Origin of the sequence: Vibrio sp. Vb2131 (assembly GCF_033338535.1) — a bacterium.
Taxonomy (GTDB): domain Bacteria; phylum Pseudomonadota; class Gammaproteobacteria; order Enterobacterales; family Vibrionaceae; genus Vibrio; species Vibrio alginolyticus.
On sequence record NZ_JAWOSW010000009.1, the window covers coordinates 87,101 to 106,061 of the forward strand.

An 18,961-nucleotide genomic window follows, 5' to 3' on the forward strand; every position below is an offset into this window, starting at 1 on the left:
AGATATCATGAGCAACGAAGAAAACAAAGTTACAGAAGAAGAGCTTGATCAAATCATCGAAGAGGCTGAAAAAGTAGAAGCTGAAGCACAAGAAGTTGAAGCTGAGCTTGAAGAGCTTGGTGATGAGACAGACGCTAAGATTGCTCAACTAGAAGCGGCACTATTGTCTAGCGAGGCAAAAGTAAAAGAGCAACAAGATGCGGTGTTGCGTTCTAAAGCTGAAGTAGAAAACATGCGTCGTCGCACTGAGCAAGAGATCGATAAAGCACGTAAGTTTGCGTTGAACAAGTTTGCAGAAGAGCTGCTTCCTGTTATTGATAACCTAGAGCGTGCAATTCAAGCGGCAGATACAGAGAATGAAACTGTGAAGCCGTTCCTAGAAGGCGTTGAACTAACCCATAAAACGTTTGTAGACGTTGTAGCGAAATTTGGTTTGAAAGCAATCAACCCTGAGGGTGAAGCATTCAATCCAGAGTTCCATCAAGCGATGTCGATTCAGGAGAGCCCTGATCATGAATCAAACACTGTTATGTTTGTTATGCAAAAAGGTTACGAACTAAACGGTCGTGTGATTCGTCCGGCAATGGTAATGGTTGCTAAGTAACTTTAACTACCTGTTTTTAAATATAAAAGCGCCCATCATTTTTGATGGGCGCTTTTTTGTTTTAAACATAAATGACTGCATCGAACTTCGTTGTATATCGATAAATGAAAATTTGATCCCCTTCATGTTTTTTCCTATTGGTTAATTATTTTCCTATAGGAGATTTTCTCTCACCTCGCTGCGTGTTTATTAACGGAAAGGGCTATAAGTGATTGTAATTATTCGCTGTGTGAATGTTTGTTCTGCATAGGAATGTAAATATAGTCATTTTTTCTAAAACAATTCCGTTAACAAAAATGTAAACTATCACTTTATTTTGTAACTTCGGTGTGTATGATTTGCGACTAATGCTTTAAAAGTAAGCATATATAACTACAAAGATGTAAATAGCAAACACAACATATCGGAGATTTATAATGGATAAATCGCTTTCTAGTAAGATTTTTATAGGCTTGTTTGCCGGCCTTGTGCTGGGGACAGCAATTCAGTACTTATTTAGCGGTATTGCGATTTTTGATACATACCTACTTGGAGCTGCAGAAGGTGTTGGCGGCATGTTCGTCTCACTGATCAAATTGCTTGTTGTTCCTTTAGTTTACGTTTCAATCGTATGCGGCATTGTTGACTTGAAAGACATCAGTGCATTTGGTCGTCTTGGTGGAAAAACCTTTACCCTTTACATTCTTAACACCATCATTGCGATTACGGCGGCTTTGACTGTCGGCTTGATCTTCCAGCCAGGAGCGGGCGCTAATCTAGCAGGAACGGTATCTGAGGCTGTACAGCTGACAACGACAGAGACGCCGGACATTTTCTCTTTAGTTGTTAACATTGTTCCTAGCAACCCTGTACAAGCGTTTGCTAGCGGCGACATGCTGCAAATCATCTTTATGGCAATTTTGACGGGGCTTGCAATTCAAGCTTTGGATTCTCGTGGTGGCCCAGCTATTCGCACATTCAAAATGGCAAATGAAATCATGATGAAATTGGTTGGATTAGTGATGAGTCTTGCACCATATGGTGTGTTCGCACTAATGATTCAACTAGGTGCAACGCTAAACGCCAATACATTAATGTCCGTTGCCGGTTACGTGGCTTTGGTGGTTGCGATGTTGGTGTTCTGGATCTTCTTCTTCTACCCAATGGCAGTGAGTATTGCGACAGGAACTTCTCCAAAGACTTTCCTACGTGCAACTCGTGAGCAGATTCTTTTCTCTCTATCTACCGCGAGCTCAAACGCGACTATCCCGGTAACGATGCGCACACTGACAGAAAAGCTTCAGGTCTCCAAATCGGTTGCTGGCTTCGGTGTACCACTCGGCGCAACGATGAATATGTCTGGTGTGTCTATCTATATTGCTCTAGCAACGATGTTTGTTGCGAACGCTTTTGGCCAGCCAATTAACACCGCAGACATCTTCACACTTGGCTTAACTATTCTTCTGTTATCTATTGGTGCTGGCGGCGTTCCTGGGGGCGGCGTGGTAATGGTAGGCGTTTTGCTTCACCAACTAGGTTTACCACCTGAAGGTTTGGCAATCATTGCAGCGGTCGACCGTATTAATGATATGTTCTGTACATCATCTAACGTTGTCGGCGACACGGCAGTGAACACCATTGTGGCAAAAACAGAAGGTGAGATAGGTAAAGAAGAAGGTGTTGATGCTGAGCCTGCTCAAGCGAACGCCTAATACCTTGAATAATTTATTTTAACCCTAATATTGAAGCGAGCTCTTATGAGCTCGTTTTTTATTTAGGAAGAGTCGGGCATAAATAAGTTTATCTGGGAAATGACGTTTTGTTGCGCTACAGCAGTGTGACGAGTTCCCAACTAATCAGAAAGAAACACATAAATTTCGAAAAAAGACGCTTTTTTTTAATTCTGCCCTTGAAAAGCATTTTGCCGCCCTTATCTATGTGGCATAGAGAAGCAAACATTGATTATTTTTGTTTGTGAGCAAGGGTTGAAACCCGATTCTCCTCCCCCCACATTGGGGTTATAACCAAACGAAAATAGAATTTATTCGGAGATAGCCAGATGGGTAAAATCATTGGTATTGACTTAGGTACTACTAACTCATGTGTTGCTGTATTAGACGGCGACAAACCACGTGTAATTGAAAACGCAGAGGGCGAACGTACTACTGCATCGGTTATTGCTTACACTGACGGTGAGACGCTAGTAGGTCAACCAGCGAAACGTCAAGCAGTAACTAACCCAGAAAACACGCTATTTGCAATTAAGCGTCTAATCGGTCGTCGTTTTGAAGACGAAGAAGTTCAGCGTGACATCGAAATCATGCCTTACAAAATCGTTAAGGCTGACAACGGTGATGCTTGGGTAGAAGCGAAAGGCCAAAAAATGGCAGCTCCTCAGGTTTCTGCTGAAGTTCTTAAGAAAATGAAGAAAACTGCTGAAGACTTCCTTGGTGAGGAAGTAACTGGCGCAGTTATCACAGTACCTGCTTACTTTAACGATGCTCAGCGTCAAGCGACAAAAGATGCTGGCCGTATCGCAGGTCTAGAAGTTAAACGTATCATCAACGAACCAACAGCAGCTGCGCTAGCTTACGGTCTTGATAAGAAAGGCGGCGATCGCACTATCGCGGTATACGACCTTGGTGGTGGTACATTCGATATTTCAATCATCGAAATCGATGAAGTTGAAGGCGAGAAAACATTCGAAGTTCTAGCAACTAACGGTGATACTCACCTAGGTGGTGAAGACTTTGATAACCGTCTAATCAACTACTTGGTTGATGAGTTCAACAAAGAGCAAGGAATCAACCTTAAAAACGACCCACTAGCAATGCAGCGTGTTAAAGAAGCAGCAGAGAAAGCGAAAATCGAGCTTTCTTCTACTTCTCAAACAGACGTAAACCTACCTTACGTTACTGCAGATGCAACTGGTCCTAAGCACATGAACATTAAAGTGACTCGTGCAAAACTAGAATCTCTAGTTGAAGACCTAGTACAACGCTCTCTTGAGCCATTAAAAGTAGCTCTAGCTGACGCTGACCTATCAGTAAACGACATCACGGACGTAATCCTAGTTGGTGGTCAGACTCGTATGCCAATGGTTCAAGCGAAAGTTGCTGAGTTCTTTGGTAAAGAAGCGCGCCGTGACGTAAACCCTGACGAAGCAGTAGCAATGGGTGCTGCAGTTCAAGGTGGTGTACTTGCTGGTGACGTTAAAGACGTACTACTACTAGACGTAACTCCACTGTCTCTAGGTATCGAGACAATGGGTGGCGTGATGACTAAGTTAGTTGAGAAGAACACAACTATCCCAACTAAAGCGAACCAAGTTTTCTCTACAGCGGAAGACAACCAGAGCGCGGTAACTATCCACGTTCTACAAGGTGAGCGTAAGCAAGCGATGTACAACAAGTCTCTAGGCCAATTTAACCTAGAAGGCATCCAGCCTGCACCACGTGGTATGCCACAAATCGAGGTTACGTTTGACCTTGATGCGGACGGTATCCTACACGTATCTGCGAAAGACAAGCAGACTGGTAAAGAGCAGAAGATCACTATCCAAGCTTCTGGCGGTCTAAGCGATGAAGACATCGAGAAAATGGTTCAAGAAGCAGAAGCTAACAAAGAAGCGGACAAGAAGTTCGAAGAGCTAGCAACTGCACGTAACCAAGCTGACCAAATGATTCACGGTACTCGTAAGCAAGTAGAAGAAGCTGGTGAAGCGCTACCTGCAGAAGAGAAAGAGAAGATTGAAGCAGCAATTTCTGAGCTAGAAACAGCACGTAAAGGCGAAGACAAAGAAGCTATCGATGCTAAAGTTCAAGCACTAATGACTGCTTCTCAAAAGCTGATGGAAATCGCTCAACAACAAGCTCAAGCGCAGCAAGCACAAGGTGCTGACGCAGGTGCACAGTCTAAAGAAGACGACGTTGTAGATGCTGAGTTCGAAGAAGTTAAAGACGACAAGAAATAATATTTCTTAACCAGATGGCTGCATAGCCATCTGGGGTCGATAAGACTTCGTGTGCGGGCGTTTGGGGCAACTCTTACGCCCGTCTGTTTGTAAACGCTGTCTTTCTAGTTAAGTATGTTGCAGACAAGTGCACTTACCTAGAACGATACAAACACCAAGCGGTGAATCGATGCCGTTTGTAGTAATTAACTGGTGACGAAGAACATGTCAAAACGTGATTTTTACGAAGTATTAGGCGTAAGCCGTGATGCCTCAGAGCGCGATATCAAAAAGGCGTATAAGCGTCTAGCGATGAAATTCCACCCAGACCGAAACCAGGGTGATGATTCTGCGGCGGACAAGTTTAAAGAAGTAAAAGAAGCGTACGAAGTTCTGACCGACCCTCAAAAGAAAGCGGCGTACGACCAATACGGTCATGCAGCTTTTGAACAAGGCGGCGGTGGTTTCGGTGGCGGCGGCTTTGGCGGCGGCGGTGCTGATTTCGGCGACATCTTTGGCGATGTATTCGGTGACATCTTTGGTGGTGGTCGTCGTGGCGGTGGTGGCCACCGTGCCCAGCGAGGTGCTGACCTACGTTACAACATGGAATTGACGCTAGAAGAAGCGGTTCGTGGTGTAACGAAAGAGATCGAAGTACCGACACTAGTACACTGTGATACCTGTGATGGTAGTGGCGCGAAGAAAGGTTCATCTGCTGAAACATGTGGTACCTGTCATGGTCATGGTCAAGTACAGATGCGCCAGGGCTTCTTCGCAGTGCAACAAACCTGTCCTACCTGTCACGGCAAAGGTAAAATCATTAAAGACCCTTGTAATGAGTGTCATGGTCAAGGTCGTAAGCAGAAAACAAAAACACTTAACGTTAAGATCCCAGCAGGTGTTGATACTGGCGACCGTATTCGTCTATCTGGCGAAGGTGAAGCGGGAGAAATGGGAGCACCAGCGGGTGACTTGTATGTACAAGTGCACGTGAAAGAGCACCATATCTTCGAGCGTGATGGCAACAACCTATACTGTGAAGTGCCAGTAAGCTTTGCGATGGCAGCTCTAGGTGGTGAAGTTGAAGTACCAACCCTAGATGGTCGCGTAAGCCTAAAAGTGCCTTCAGAAACGCAAACAGGTCGTATGTTCCGCATGCGTGGTAAAGGTGTGAAAGGCGTTCGCGGTGGCGGTATCGGTGACTTGATTGTTAAGTTGGTTGTCGAAACACCAGTAAATCTAAGCTCACGCCAAAAAGAACTGCTCAAAGAGTTTGAAGAGTCTTGTGGTGGTGAAGCGGCAACTAAGCACAAGCCTAAATCAGAAGGCTTTTTCAACGGTGTGAAAAAGTTCTTTGATGATTTAACCAGCTAAGACGTTAGTGAAAAGCACAAATACAAAGGCCTGCTAAAATGCAGGCCTTTTTGCATCTCGGTGTTCTTCTAATTCCAGCAATCACTTGGTTCTTCGACATTTGTTGACGTTAAAGTAATCGTTTTAGCGCCAGTCAAGCACTCGTCGTCGTCTTGTCCCAGAGCCGATTTTGCTGTTGCTGTAATGGTATAGGCCGTACTTGCAGAGCTCGCAATATTGAAAGAAAATCTATCTGTGTCTGAATCGCATAGAGTGCATATGCCTCCAGAGATAATATGACTCCAGTCGTACCCACCATCATAAGATGTCTCTAGCTCTAGCTGAATTCGACTAAGATCGCTCAAGGCAACCGTCCTATGAGACTTGAGCACATGATTGGTGTAAGAAGGGTAGGCGACAGCCGCAATGATCCCGACAATCACTACAGCTACCAGTAATTCGATCAATGTCATCCCTCTCAATCCTTTTTTGTAGCCGTTACAACGAAAAATTCGAATCATCACGAGTAGTTTCCTTTTCACTTTTCCGCCTATTTTTGGCAGGTGATAGCATCTGTGCAAGATGAATTACGGCCCTTTTGCCGTTTACATAGGAATTTGGGAAATGCCTCGCGGGTTTACGTTGTTGGAGCTTCTTATTACTGTTGCTGTACTGAGTATTATATTGGCGTTTGCAGCTCCATCTTTCCAAAATGTTTTTGAAACCAACAAAATGCAGCGCTTAGCTAATGAATTGCATGGCTTTGTTATTGAAGGCAAGTCTGAAGCAGTATTACGGCGTGAAAGACTTTGGGCACACATCATCATGTCTGGGAGTTCATCTAGTGACGGAAACTGGCGTATTGATTTGACAGATAACGGAGCTGAGGGGGCTGGGACTGTGTTGTTCTCTTTATCAGGTAAGCCGTATGACGGTATTGTCGTTACACCTAGCTACGATTCAGACCAAATCAGTTTTGACGACGTTTATGGCCGACCATCATCAGGAAGCTTGAAGTTTCATCCTGTTGGTGAATCATCAAAAGTCTTAAAACTTATTTCTCACACTTTATCTGCTCGCGTGCGAGTGTGTAGTGATAGCAACAGTACAGAATATTACGGTTATTCAACTTGCTCTTAAAAGGATGATTATGTTTAAACAAAAAGGGGCAAGCCTTGTTGAGTTTATGATCGCATCGGCACTTGGGCTTATTTCTCTTGCTACAGTGGGGTCAATCTATGTGAGTGGTCAAAGGGTGATAATGGAACGGTCGAAAGAGCTAATGTTGTTACAGAACTCTGAAAGTGTTGTGCAAATGCTCAAGAGTGACATTCAGCGTGCTGGTTTTGATGGTAACGATGGCAATTCTATAAAAATATCTGGCTCATCAAACACAATTTACACTCTCGATGATGTTGATAGAGGGGTGATTGCTTATGCTTATTACATAGGTGTTTCTGGCGCTGGCGCTAGCTCTTTTCCTTTATATAAAAACGTAGCTTATGAGCAACGAGTTAGCACGCCAGAGTCGCTATTTGTTTGTGAAAAAAAACAAACAACGATATGGGATGTTGATGACGTGATTAACCTTGCAGGCACTCGCTCATGTAAAAATCTTTTTGATAAGAAAGTTATTCACGTTAATCGTTTTGACCTTACTAGTGAACTGTTAGAAAGCACTGATGCAAAAAGTGTACTGGTGACCGTTACATTGGGAACCGAATTGAAAGATGCGACTGATATTCGCACTCAGCAGTCGTTTACTGCGATGCAAAGGAACTGGCAGTAATGAAGAAACAACAAGGTGCAGTAGCGTTACTCGTTGTCAGTGTATTACTTGTCGCAGCGTTAATGATGTCGCTTGGTAGCTACAAGTCTCTTTTTTATCAGATCAAGCGTGCCAACAATCAAATTGAAGCACGACAAGAACATTGGCTTGCAGAAGGGGGATTGGAGTGTGGCTATGCGATAAATAAAGCGGATATGTCGATCGCACCAAATATGCAAGACTACTCTAGTTGTTTACAAAGTACTGTTGTCGCAACTCAATCTTTGGTGGATCCCAAATTCTACGAGCTATCTTCAAGCGTAAATAACCGAGTTGAGACCTTCAAAAGTATTGAAGTAGTTGGTAGACCAAGCGGAGCTATACAAGCCCGCTCAGATTTGAAGTTAATGGGCTCTTATCTTTTTACACCTGAATTTGTCGAGCAGGATACTTGTGTTTCTGTTCGATTTATGAAATCAGTAGTAATGGAGGGCGCTTTTGTTACTTCACACCCTTCTGGAAAAACGTGTAGTTCATCTCATATGACTAACACTGCCCGCTTAGGGTTATGCGTTTCTGGTGACGCTAACTGCGATGATTCTGGTGGCGTAAACGACTACAAAGTGAAAGTCATTGGTAACAATCAAAATTATATTGGCGACGAAAAGATGTTTGAGCATGATTTTGTTCATGACCCAAATCTTGACCCTTTTGAAGCTTTTTTTGGTTATCCTCGCTCCCAATTAACTCAAATAAAGAATGGATTTGTGGTGATTGATGGGAGTGTGGCAAGCAGCTCGTCAACAGTTAAATCTTGTGTTGATAGAATTGTTAGTTCATTTTCTGTGAGCGACAAAGTGTGGGTGGTTGGTGATTGTGACCTAGAAACTGGTATCGGAATCAGCCTCAATTCTAGCCCTAAGCTTCTTGTTATCGAGAATGGCTTATTGTCGGTTAATGGGGTTGACTCTTTTCCCGGAACTGTTTACCAATTGTTTACTTCTACAGTTAGTGACATGTCCGCAAGATGGACATCAGATGTCTCAGTCACTCCATTTATAGGAGGACTCTCTACAGACGAAATAAAGAAGCTTACTTTTTTTTCCCGTGGCGCTTTCAAGCCTGTAGGTGGATATGTTTTCGACACCCCAGGAGGGTTAAGTGTCTTTGGTGCTGCAGTTAATTTGGAGTTTGATTCAACATCTGTACCCAATGTTCACAAGAAAGTAAAATGGAAAAAGGGCTCCTGGAATGATCTCTAAACAAAAAGGTTTTAACCTTCTTGAAGTTCTAATTTCTTTTCTACTTATCGGTTTTGGGGCACTAGGTTTAACTAAGCTAAACGTGTATTTAGAACGCGAATCCGAATATGCTATAAAAAGTATTGAAGCACTTCGTCTAGCAGAAAACCAGCTCGAATGGTTCCGGACGCGTGGTGCTTCTGCGGCGATGTCTACCATCACACCTGCAAATTTTGCTTCTATTGCAACAGGCTCTTCTGTTACTGGATCTTATGTCGTCGAGTGGGAAGTTCCAGCTGCCACGGTTTCAGGAACACTGAAAACTATCACCATTACCTCTAGCTGGAAGGATAGAATCGGCGAGACACGATCAGTTCAGCTTAAAACGATGATCTCACAATACAGTGAATTCGAAAACTAAGTTCAATTGCATACATGGGCTGAGACAAATGCGGATGTAACTCCTGTTTGATACCGGATTTGTTACGGTTAATAAATGGTTTTTGAACTGTTAATTGAGTTGATGTTCTACTGTTTTTATTATGTTTAATTGAAGTGGTGTTTTTGCAAAATATGTCTCCAATTATGAAAAAAAATCTAGAACCTTGTGCTTTCTCCATTAGTGTTTACTAGAATACTCGTTGGATAGTAGGTCGTTATAATTATTCAAATAGGCCTTGGCACCAACATCATTCACTATGGAGTTACCATGAGTAACCAAGCTGTAAATAAGGCACCATCATCGAAGCCGAGCGGGATGGAGCGCTTTTTAAACTTTATCGAGAGGACAGGTAACAAAATTCCTGATCCTGCGATTTTGTTCTTCTGGGCATTGATCATTACTTGGGCGGCGTCAGCACTTTTGTCGAATGTATCATTCGATCTTCCAAACCCTCGAACGGGCGAAGCTCTTACTATCACCAACTTACTTACGGGCGAAGCGCTAGCAAGTTTCCTTGCTAATATGGTGACGACGTTTACTGGCTTTGCGCCACTGGGTATCGTACTTGTCGCAATGCTAGGTGTGGGTGTTGCAGATTCTTCGGGTTTTATTACGACGGGTCTTAAGAAGATGCTGAACTTCACGCCAGCTAAGCTTCTTACTCCAATGCTTATTTTGGTTGCCATTGTATCGCATACTGCGGCAGATGCAGGCTATGTTCTGGTTATTCCTCTTGGCGGTATTATCTTCCATGCGGCAGGTCGTCACCCTCTAGCAGGTATTGCGGCAGCATTTGCAGGTGTATCTGGTGGCTTCTCTGCAAACTTTATCCCTTCAGGTATAGATCCACTACTAGCAGGCTTTACGCAAACTGCGGCGCAGGTTCTTGATCCTGAATACGTGGTTAACCCATTAGCGAACATCTTCTTTACTGGCCTATCTTCCATCATTATTGTAGCGATTGGTTGGTACGTGACAGAAAAAATCATTGAGCCTCGTTTGTCAAAAATGCCAATTGATGACGATGCGGAAACTGCGCCAAACCTAGGTTCATTTACTGAACTGGAATCAAAAGCATTCCGTTATGCAGGTTGGGCAATGATGGCGGGTATTGCTTTACTTGTTGCAGCGTTAATTCCAGAAACATCAGCACTACGCTCGCCTGAAGGTGAAATTACGGCCTTCTCAGCACCGATCATGAAGTCTATCGTTCCGCTGATCTTTATTCTGTTTATCATTCCTGGTTACGTTTACGGTAAAGTGTCTGGAACGTTCAAGACCAGCAACGACATTATCAAAGCGATGGCTGACACCATGTCAACCATGGGCGCATACATTGTAATGTCGTTCTTCTGTGCTCAGTTCTTATCTGCATTTGCTCAGTCAAACATCGGTACGATGCTAGCGTTGTATGGCGCAGAAGGCTTAAAAGCGATGAACCTACCAGGTGAAGTGACCATCATCGGTATGATCCTTCTAACCGCGTCTGTAAACCTACTTATTGGTTCGGCATCGGCAAAATGGGCTTTAATTGGTCCAATCTTAGTGCCAATGCTAATGGCGGTTGGTATCTCGCCTGAGCTGTCTCAAGCGGCTTACCGTGTGGGTGACTCTGTATCGAACATCATTTCGCCTCTAATGGTATTTTTCCCTCTTGTAGTGGTTTACTGTCAGCGTTATGTGAAGTCGGCTGGTATCGGTACGCTTGCGTCACTAATGATGCCATTCTCGATCGCAATGCTGATCGGTTGGTCTATCTTCCTAGTTGCTTATTGGATGGTAGGTATCCCACTAGGCATTCAAGCTCCTTACACTTACACCATGTAAAAACGTGTAGGGTGTGAAAGCCACTAATTGGCAGCCGAAAAGCGCAGGTCTTCGATCTGCGCTTTTTTGTTCTCGCACAACGAACATCGATAGGTCTTGTAACTAGTTTTTTGGAGTTGCAAACTTTGTCCCGTGATGTGTCGCTGTAGTGAAACCGAAGTTGGTGATAAAATTCCCGACTTCAATCATTTTTGTTTCTTTGGAGCCTCCTTTGTCTAACCATCCGTTTACCCCTCAAGATGAATTGTTTATGCGCAGAGCGATGGCGCTTGCCGAACAAGCAGAAGCTGAGGGGGAAGTACCTGTCGGCGCAGTGCTTGTCAAAGATGGTGAAATTATCGCTGAGGGGTGGAATCGCTCTATTGGTACTAATGACGCTACCGCACATGCTGAGATCCAAACACTGCGTAAAGCAGGCCAAAAGCTAGAAAATTACCGCCTTCTGGATACGACGTTATATGTAACACTTGAGCCATGCCCAATGTGTGCCGGAGCCTTATTGCATAGCCGCGTTAAGCGGGTTGTTTTTGGAGCGCCAGATTTAAAAGCTGGAGCAGCAGGAACAGTGCTTAATTTGTTTGAAAGCCAAGCCGCTTACCATTACGCCTTAGTTGAAAAGGGGCTGCTAGAAGATGAGTGCCGTACTCAGCTACAAGCGTTTTTTAAGCGCCGCCGAAAGGAAATTAAAGCGAAGAAGCAAGCACAAAAAGCATTAGAAAATGGAGAGAGCGAACAAGGTAGTAGGAGTAGTGAGGGCTAGCAAACACCTACAACGTGGTAGATGTTTGCTTGGACGCACTAGTGATTGACTAAATGTACAAAAACACGATTACGTGAACTTACTTTCTTTTTCATACATGTCAGTTTACGTTTACGTCGGATAGCAGCTACTGTGTTATTTAAACGCTTTGACTGCACTCTACGTCTTCTCATATTCAAAACCTCCTGCAGACAAGACTTTTACCAGTAAAGTGCGGCTCATCGATGCTTGGCAATAGGCTCGATAATCGCACTAAACATTGTATGGTTTAAACGTTCTTCATTTGACTTCTGCATTGCACAGAGCCAGCAAACAATTTCAATACGATGCTTAATAATAGGAGTGACGTTATTTCGGCAGAGTGTAGCCGAAAGCGCCGCTTCATCAAGTGAGCTAAACCATGTGGTTGTAAAGTAATCTGTTACAAAGCAATCAGTTTTACTAACGATGAAGAAAAGGCGACCAACCAAAGGAATGGTTGAGTGTGGTTGGTGTCACTCAGAATATTGGAGTCTAGATAAGTTTTCGTTAGGACTCAACAAAAATGACGAGCTTCATAGGCTCGTCATTTTTTAGTTTACCGCGGGTTTATTCTTCAATGCTTTCTTGTTCGGTGTCTTCTTCAACCGTGACGTCAGAAGCGCCAGAGACTTGTTCTACGACGGTCTCTACTGTGCCCGATATCAAAATGTCGGGGTTGAGCGGCGGAATCACTTGCAAGTCATCGCTATTCTCATCAATCGCTGGCTGTTGGCTGACATGACCAATGATGGATTGGTAGTAACGTCGAATATTTTCTACGTAATTACGCGCTTCATCGCCTCTGGCATACCCATAGCGAGTTTGACTGTAATAGCGCTTCTGACGTAGTAAAGGCAGCCTATCTTTTACATCGGCCCAAGCGTTCGGATCGCCACCTTGTGCTTTGGTGAGTCGTCGTGCGTCCATCATGTGGCCGTAACCAATATTGTATGAAGCTAACGCAAACCATATTTTTTCATGCTCGTTGATGCTATCAGGCACGCGACCTACAATGCGACGTAAGTACTCGACACCACCACGAACAGATTGCTCAGGGTCTAAACGGTTTGTTACCCCGACGCTTTTCGCTGTTGGCAGAGTCAGCATCATCATCCCCCTAACACCCGTTGGCGATTTTGCTGTTGGTTTCCAGTGTGACTCTTGATAAGCCAATGCTGCAATTAATCGCCAGTCGAACTCTTCGCTGTATTTTTGGAATAAAGGTGCCCATTTAGGCAATTTGTCATCCAGAGCTCGAATGAATGCGCGAGTATCAACGTAGTCAAATGCTTCAATATGACCAATGTACTTTTCTTCGAGGGTGGACAGTTCTCCTGATTGTTTGATGTTACCGAAAAACTCTATCAGCATCGCATACAAACTTTCGTCTTCAGAACGTCGAGTAAACCAAGACACTGGTTGATCTTCTGTAAGTTCAAATGCGAGCGCAAGATCGGGGTAAAGGCGTTGAGCTAGGGAAAGTTCCACCGAATCAGTCACAGTAAAACGTAACTCACCCGTCGATACGTATTTGAGTAAGTCTCTCGTGTCAGCATCACCAACAATTTCAAACTGAAGTTCTGGATACTGCTTCTTTAACGCTGTTAGGGTCGGAACATATTGCGATTGTTCAACGATCTTTAATGTTTGCGCTCCTGCATTTGTATCTTCGTCGGACTCGTCGTCTTTCGAGGCTTGGTATTCAATGAGTTGTTCGATATCACGTGGTCGAAGTTGCCCTTTTTTATATACCACTTGTTGGCTTACATAATAATAGGCAGGGCCTGGTCTAAATCGTTTGACTGCTTGTGACGTTTGATTTAAACCCGTAGCGATGATATCGATATCTCCTTTCTTAAGAGCAGGAAAAAGCTCAGCCTGGCGAAAGGCTGGTTTAATCTCGAGTTTGACGCCGAGCTGCTCCGCAAACTGACGCGCCAATTCGTAATCCAACCCTGCGGGACCATCGGGACCTATGTAGTAGGAAAGCTGATTGTTTAGCGTGCCAACACGAAGCACACCACGTTCTTGAATTTTTTCAAATTCACTTTTGGGCTCCGACTCAATCTGGCAAGCAGAGAGTAAAAGAACAGAAACTAAAATTAGAGCACTGCGCTTGAGCCGGTTGAAGTGACTTATTTGCATTAATAGGTACATCTTGGAAAATTTCTATTTGCCTTTATATCAAAGCGAGCTCATGGGGCAAAGTGAATCACACACTTATAACGTGACATTGTGTGTTTTATCGACATTTTAGTTGTAATTCAAATTTGACAAAAAAAATGACGCAAACGGTTGCTTTTGGTGTTACATCACAAAAACAATTACTATATAATGCGCTCGCAATGACGAGGTGGAATCGGCATAGGTTCGACAGGGCTTATTTTAAGTGTCTGAATTTATTCCAATATCACCTTAATCAATTGCATAAGAGACCTAAGCACATGAGAATTTTGCGTGGCTCCCCAGCTCTTTCTGAGTTTCGTGTTAATAAACTACTGGAACTTTGTCGTGAACAAGATCTGCCCGTAACTGGCATTTATGCCGAGTTTATGCACTTTGCCGATCTAAAGTCAGACCTTGATGACCAAGAGTTAGAAAAACTTGAAAAGTTACTAACTTACGGCCCAACCATCGAAGAGCATGAGCCTGAAGGTCTTCTACTTCTTGTCACGCCTCGTCCTGGCACTATCTCGCCTTGGTCTTCTAAATCTACCGATATCGCTGTTAACTGTGGTCTGGATAAAGTGAAACGTCTAGAGCGTGGTACGGCTTATTATGTCGAATCTTCAGTTGTTCTATCAGAAGCTCAAGCTGACGCTGTTAAAGCGTTAATTCACGACCGTATGATGGAAACAGTATTCACAGAATTTGAAGCCGCATCAGCATTATTTACTGTTGCAGAGCCTAAGCCTGTCGCACATGTTGATATCTTAGCTGGCGGTCGTCTTGCGCTTGAAGAGGCAAACGTTTCCCTTGGCTTGGCACTCGCAGAAGATGAAATTGATTACTTGGTAGAGAACTTTACTAAGCTTGGGCGTAACCCAAACGACATTGAATTGATGATGTTTGCTCAGGCGAACTCAGAGCATTGTCGCCACAAAATTTTTAACGCAGATTGGACTATCGACGGGGTAGATCAACCTAAGTCTTTGTTCAAAATGATCAAAAACACTTTTGAAACGACACCTGACTATGTGCTGTCTGCATACAAAGACAACGCAGCCGTTATGACAGGTTCTAAAGCGGGGCGTTTTTTCCCTGACCCTAAATCTCGTCAATACACGTACCACCATGAAGATACGCACATCTTGATGAAGGTAGAAACGCACAACCACCCAACGGCAATCTCTCCGTGGCCGGGCGCATCGACTGGCTCAGGCGGTGAAATTCGTGACGAAGGCGCGACGGGTATCGGCGGTAAGCCAAAAGCGGGTCTGGTTGGTTTTACAACCTCTAACTTACGTATTCCTGGTTTTGAACAGCCATGGGAAACCGACTTCGGCAAGCCGGGTCGTATTGTGAATGCGTTAGACATCATGCTTGAAGGTCCTCTTGGCGGCGCGGCATTCAACAACGAATTTGGTCGTCCAAATCTATTGGGTTACTTCCGTACTTACGAAGAAAAAGTCACTTCTCATGCGGGTGAAGAAATTCGTGGTTACCACAAACCAATCATGATTGCTGGTGGTATGGGTAACATCCGCGATGAACACGTACAGAAGAAAGAGATCCCTGTAGGTGCGAGCCTAATCGTACTTGGTGGTCCGGCAATGAACATCGGTCTTGGTGGTGGTGCGGCATCTTCCATGGCATCTGGTCAGTCAGCAGAAGATCTGGACTTCGCTTCGGTACAGCGTGAAAACCCAGAGATGGAACGTCGCTGTCAGGAAGTGATCGACCGTTGTTGGCAGTTAGGCGACGATAACCCAATCGCATTTATCCACGATGTGGGTGCAGGCGGTATCTCTAACGCATTGCCTGAACTTGTCGACGACGGTGAGCGTGGCGGTAAGTTCCAATTACGCGATGTACCAAACGATGAGCCGGGCATGAGCCCACTGGAAATCTGGTGTAACGAATCACAGGAACGTTACGTTCTAGCGGTAGCGCCAGAAAACATGGAAGCATTCGACGCCATCTGTAAGCGTGAACGCGCACCGTATGCAGTGGTGGGTGTGGCGACAGAAGAGCGTCATCTAACGCTAGAAGATTCTCACTTCGACAATACGCCAATCGATATGCCAATGGATATCCTGCTTGGTAAGCCACCGAAGATGCACCGTGACGCAACCACACTAAAAGTGGAAAGCCCTGCCATTGTTCGTGATGGTATTGAGCTTAATGAAGCGGTGGATCGCGTACTTCGTCTTCCTGCTGTTGCAGAAAAAACATTCCTAATTACTATCGGTGACCGAACAGTAACGGGTCTGGTTGCTCGTGATCAAATGGTTGGTCCTTGGCAGGTACCAGTAGCAAACTGCGCAGTAACAGCGGCAAGCTACGACACTTACCATGGCGAAGCAATGTCGATGGGTGAGCGCACGCCAGTGGCATTACTAGACTTTGGAGCATCGGCTCGCCTAGCCGTTGGTGAGTCACTAACGAACATTGCGGCAACAGACATCGGTGATATTAAACACATTAAACTGTCTGCGAACTGGATGTCTCCAGCGGGTCACCCAGGTGAAGATGCGGGTCTTTACGAAGCAGTGAAAGCGGTTGGTGAAGAATTGTGTCCTGCGTTAGGTTTGACGATCCCAGTTGGTAAAGACTCCATGTCGATGAAAACCAAGTGGGAAGAAAACGGCGAGAGCAAAGAAGTCACTTCTCCACTGTCGCTAGTTATCACGGCATTTGGTCGTGTGGAAGACGTACGTAAGACCGTGACTCCACAACTACGCACTGACAAAGGAGATACCTCTCTAGTTCTTGTTGACTTGGGTAACGGAAAAAACCGCTTAGGTGCGACAGCATTGGCACAAGTATACAAACAGCTGGGTGACAAACCTGCTGACGTAGATAATGCAGAGCAGCTAAAAGGCTTCTTTGATGCAATGCAAGCGTTAGTACGTGATGACAAGCTAGTGGCTTACCACGATAAAGGCGACGGCGGTCTTTTTGTTACACTGGCTGAGATGGCGTTCACGGGTCACTGTGGCGTAAAAGCGAACATCGCAGAGCTGGGTGATGATGCGCTAGCCGTTCTATTTAACGAAGAGCTAGGTGCGGTTGTTCAAGTTAAGAATGATGATCTAGATTCAGTTCTATCTACTCTGGCGGCAAACGGCTTACAGGCATGCTCACATGTGATTGGTTCTGTTGAAGCTTCAGATGACTTTGTTATCACTTCTGGTGATGCAGTTGTGCTTGAACGTTCACGTACCGAACTACGCGTTATCTGGGCTGAAACAACGCATAAGATGCAAAGTCTACGTGATAACCCAGCGTGTGCAGACCAAGAGCACGAAGCTAAGAAAGACAACTCTGACCCTGGTCTAAACGTTAAGCTCAGCTTCGACGTAAATGAAGACGTTGCTGCACCGTACATTGCGAAAGGTGCTAAACCTAAGATGGCAATCCTACGTGAGCAGGGCGTTAACTCCCACGTCGAAATGGCAGCAGCGTTTGACCGCGCAGGTTTTGAAGCAACCGACATCCATATGAGCGATATCCTAACAGGCCAAGCGGTACTGGATGAATACCATGGCTTAGTAGCTTGTGGTGGCTTCTCTTACGGCGACGTACTAGGTGCGGGTGAAGGTTGGGCTAAGTCTATCCTGTTTAACGCACAAGCTCGTGAACAGTTCCAAGCCTTCTTCAACCGTGAAGAGACGTTCTCTTTAGGTGTATGTAACGGTTGTCAGATGCTATCAAACCTGAAAGAGCTGATCCCAGGTGCAGACTTGTGGCCACGTTTTGTGCGCAACGAATCTGAGCGTTTTGAAGCGCGCTTTAGTCTAGTTGAAGTTCAGAAATCTGATTCTGTATTCTTTGATGGCATGGCTGGTTCGCGTATGCCAATCGCGGTTTCCCACGGAGAAGGGCGTGTAGAAGTACGTGATGCAGAGCACCTAGCAGCGATCGAGGCATCAGGTACGGTTGCGGTTCGTTACGTGGATAACCTCGGTAACCCAACACAACAATACCCGAACAACCCGAATGGTTCGCCAAACGCGATTACCGGTTTAACAACAGCAGACGGTCGCGTAACTATCATGATGCCTCACCCAGAGCGCGTATTCCGCACAGTTGCAAATTCTTGGGCTCCGGAAGGTTGGGGTGAAAATGGCGCTTGGATGCGTATGTTCCAAAATGCCCGTAAGAATATCGGTTAATTAACCAAAAGTTAATCTAGCTTAAGTGAAGCGTTGGTTGAGAGACCAGCGCTTTCTTTTTTCTTATCACTCTTTTTTCTTCGTCGCTCTTTCTAGTGACTTGGCGAAACGTTGCTTTGTTCTGCCTCTTCTTTGTCATCTATTATCTAGCGTAAAAAACTTGCAGCGTTTAGATTACTTTTATGCTCTAATACCGCGCTTACCAAGGGATGGTGTTAAACAGCTCAGCTTAGATGGAGTTATCAAGTTGACCGAATCCCTGATTGATCCCTAAATCCCTTAGGAAATGAAAGAAATGTCTAAGAATCCAAAATTTGCTATCCGCGTCACTGAAAAACGTAACGGCTGGAGCGCAGAAATCACTCGCCAAGTGACATCTCGTAAGACTGTAGTATCAAAGCGTGAAACAGGCTTTGACAGCGAAGAGAAAGCACAAGCTTGGGCTGAACAAGAACTGGCTGGATTTATCCAAAACCAAGTGGTTCGTAACGAGCGTAAAGCAGCGCAACGTCAAGAGCGTGAAGCAGAACAACTAGCGGCAAAAGTTCGTAAAGAAGAAGCCCGCAAAGCACGTGAAACCGAAGTAGACACTGACGAAGAATAAGTTTAAATCGGTGAGATGGTGACGTTACCCATCAAACAAATAGTGAAAATGCCCTGAGTTTTGTCTCAGGGC

At 44.8% G+C, this 18,961-nt stretch carries 14 protein-coding genes; 12 read left to right on the plus strand and 2 right to left on the minus strand.

The window, feature by feature from the left end:
* The first annotated feature begins 7 nt into the window (after positions 1-7).
* From grpE to dnaJ, 4 genes are all read left to right on the plus strand, one after another.
* Entirely contained in the window at positions 8-604 is a 597-nt protein-coding gene (gene grpE, locus R7E38_RS11795; protein ID WP_021034134.1) for a nucleotide exchange factor GrpE, read from the plus strand.
* A gap of 416 nt (positions 605-1,020) precedes the next feature.
* The gene (locus R7E38_RS11800; RefSeq protein ID WP_005381625.1) at positions 1,021-2,295 is read left to right on the plus strand and encodes a dicarboxylate/amino acid:cation symporter; all 1,275 of its coding nucleotides are present in this window, start codon (positions 1,021-1,023) and stop codon (positions 2,293-2,295) included.
* A 347-nt stretch (positions 2,296-2,642) separates the two neighbouring features.
* A complete protein-coding gene (gene dnaK / locus R7E38_RS11805; protein ID WP_005381623.1) occupies positions 2,643-4,556 on the plus strand; it encodes a molecular chaperone DnaK in 1,914 nt (637 codons plus the stop codon).
* A 204-nt stretch (positions 4,557-4,760) separates the two neighbouring features.
* Positions 4,761-5,909, plus strand: coding sequence for a molecular chaperone DnaJ (gene dnaJ, locus R7E38_RS11810; protein ID WP_017635700.1), 1,149 nt, complete (start codon positions 4,761-4,763; stop codon positions 5,907-5,909).
* A 68-nt stretch (positions 5,910-5,977) separates the two neighbouring features.
* Here the strand turns inward: dnaJ and R7E38_RS11815 are convergent, their stop codons facing one another.
* The gene (locus tag R7E38_RS11815) at positions 5,978-6,409 is read right to left on the minus strand and encodes a type IV pilin protein (RefSeq protein WP_104975920.1); all 432 of its coding nucleotides are present in this window, start codon (positions 6,407-6,409) and stop codon (positions 5,978-5,980) included.
* A 103-nt stretch (positions 6,410-6,512) separates the two neighbouring features.
* Here R7E38_RS11815 and R7E38_RS11820 point away from each other — a divergent pair, with 103 nt between their 5' ends.
* The 6 genes from R7E38_RS11820 to tadA all read left to right on the plus strand — a co-directional run bounded on the left by R7E38_RS11820 (position 6,513) and on the right by tadA (position 11,926).
* Positions 6,513-7,028, plus strand: coding sequence for a GspH/FimT family pseudopilin (locus tag R7E38_RS11820; protein WP_064353664.1), 516 nt, complete (start codon positions 6,513-6,515; stop codon positions 7,026-7,028).
* 10 nt (positions 7,029-7,038) lie between these two features.
* Positions 7,039-7,677, plus strand: coding sequence for a PilW family protein (locus R7E38_RS11825; RefSeq protein WP_064353665.1), 639 nt, complete (start codon positions 7,039-7,041; stop codon positions 7,675-7,677).
* Positions 7,677-8,918, plus strand: a complete 1,242-nt coding sequence (locus R7E38_RS11830; RefSeq protein ID WP_064353666.1) for a hypothetical protein — start codon at positions 7,677-7,679, stop codon at positions 8,916-8,918. Before R7E38_RS11825 ends, R7E38_RS11830 begins: the two co-directional genes overlap by 1 nt.
* A complete protein-coding gene (locus R7E38_RS11835; RefSeq protein WP_226083947.1) occupies positions 8,908-9,318 on the plus strand; it encodes a type IV pilin in 411 nt (136 codons plus the stop codon). The genes R7E38_RS11830 and R7E38_RS11835 overlap by 11 nt, the downstream gene beginning before the upstream one ends.
* Positions 9,319-9,606: 288 nt before the next feature.
* Positions 9,607-11,166, plus strand: coding sequence for an AbgT family transporter (locus tag R7E38_RS11840; RefSeq protein WP_005383758.1), 1,560 nt, complete (start codon positions 9,607-9,609; stop codon positions 11,164-11,166).
* 250 nt (positions 11,167-11,416) lie between these two features.
* Positions 11,417-11,926 carry a tRNA adenosine(34) deaminase TadA gene (gene tadA / locus R7E38_RS11845; RefSeq protein WP_411978676.1) on the plus strand — a complete coding sequence of 170 codons (510 nt, stop codon included), beginning with the start codon at positions 11,417-11,419 and terminating at the stop codon, positions 11,924-11,926.
* 588 nt (positions 11,927-12,514) lie between these two features.
* Here the strand turns inward: tadA and mltF are convergent.
* Positions 12,515-14,092: a membrane-bound lytic murein transglycosylase MltF gene (mltF, locus tag R7E38_RS11850; protein WP_318081795.1), complete on the minus strand. Its 1,578-nt coding sequence runs from the start codon at positions 14,090-14,092 to the stop codon at positions 12,515-12,517.
* Between the two features lie 299 nt (positions 14,093-14,391).
* Here mltF and purL point away from each other — a divergent pair, with 299 nt between their 5' ends.
* Together purL and R7E38_RS11860 are read left to right on the plus strand one after the other, a co-directional pair.
* Complete coding sequence (gene purL / locus R7E38_RS11855; RefSeq protein ID WP_226083975.1) at positions 14,392-18,285, plus strand: phosphoribosylformylglycinamidine synthase; 3,894 nt, start codon at positions 14,392-14,394, stop codon at positions 18,283-18,285.
* Between the two features lie 295 nt (positions 18,286-18,580).
* Positions 18,581-18,889, plus strand: coding sequence for a DUF3622 domain-containing protein (locus R7E38_RS11860; RefSeq protein ID WP_025998700.1), 309 nt, complete (start codon positions 18,581-18,583; stop codon positions 18,887-18,889).
* Positions 18,890-18,961: the final 72 nt, after the last annotated feature.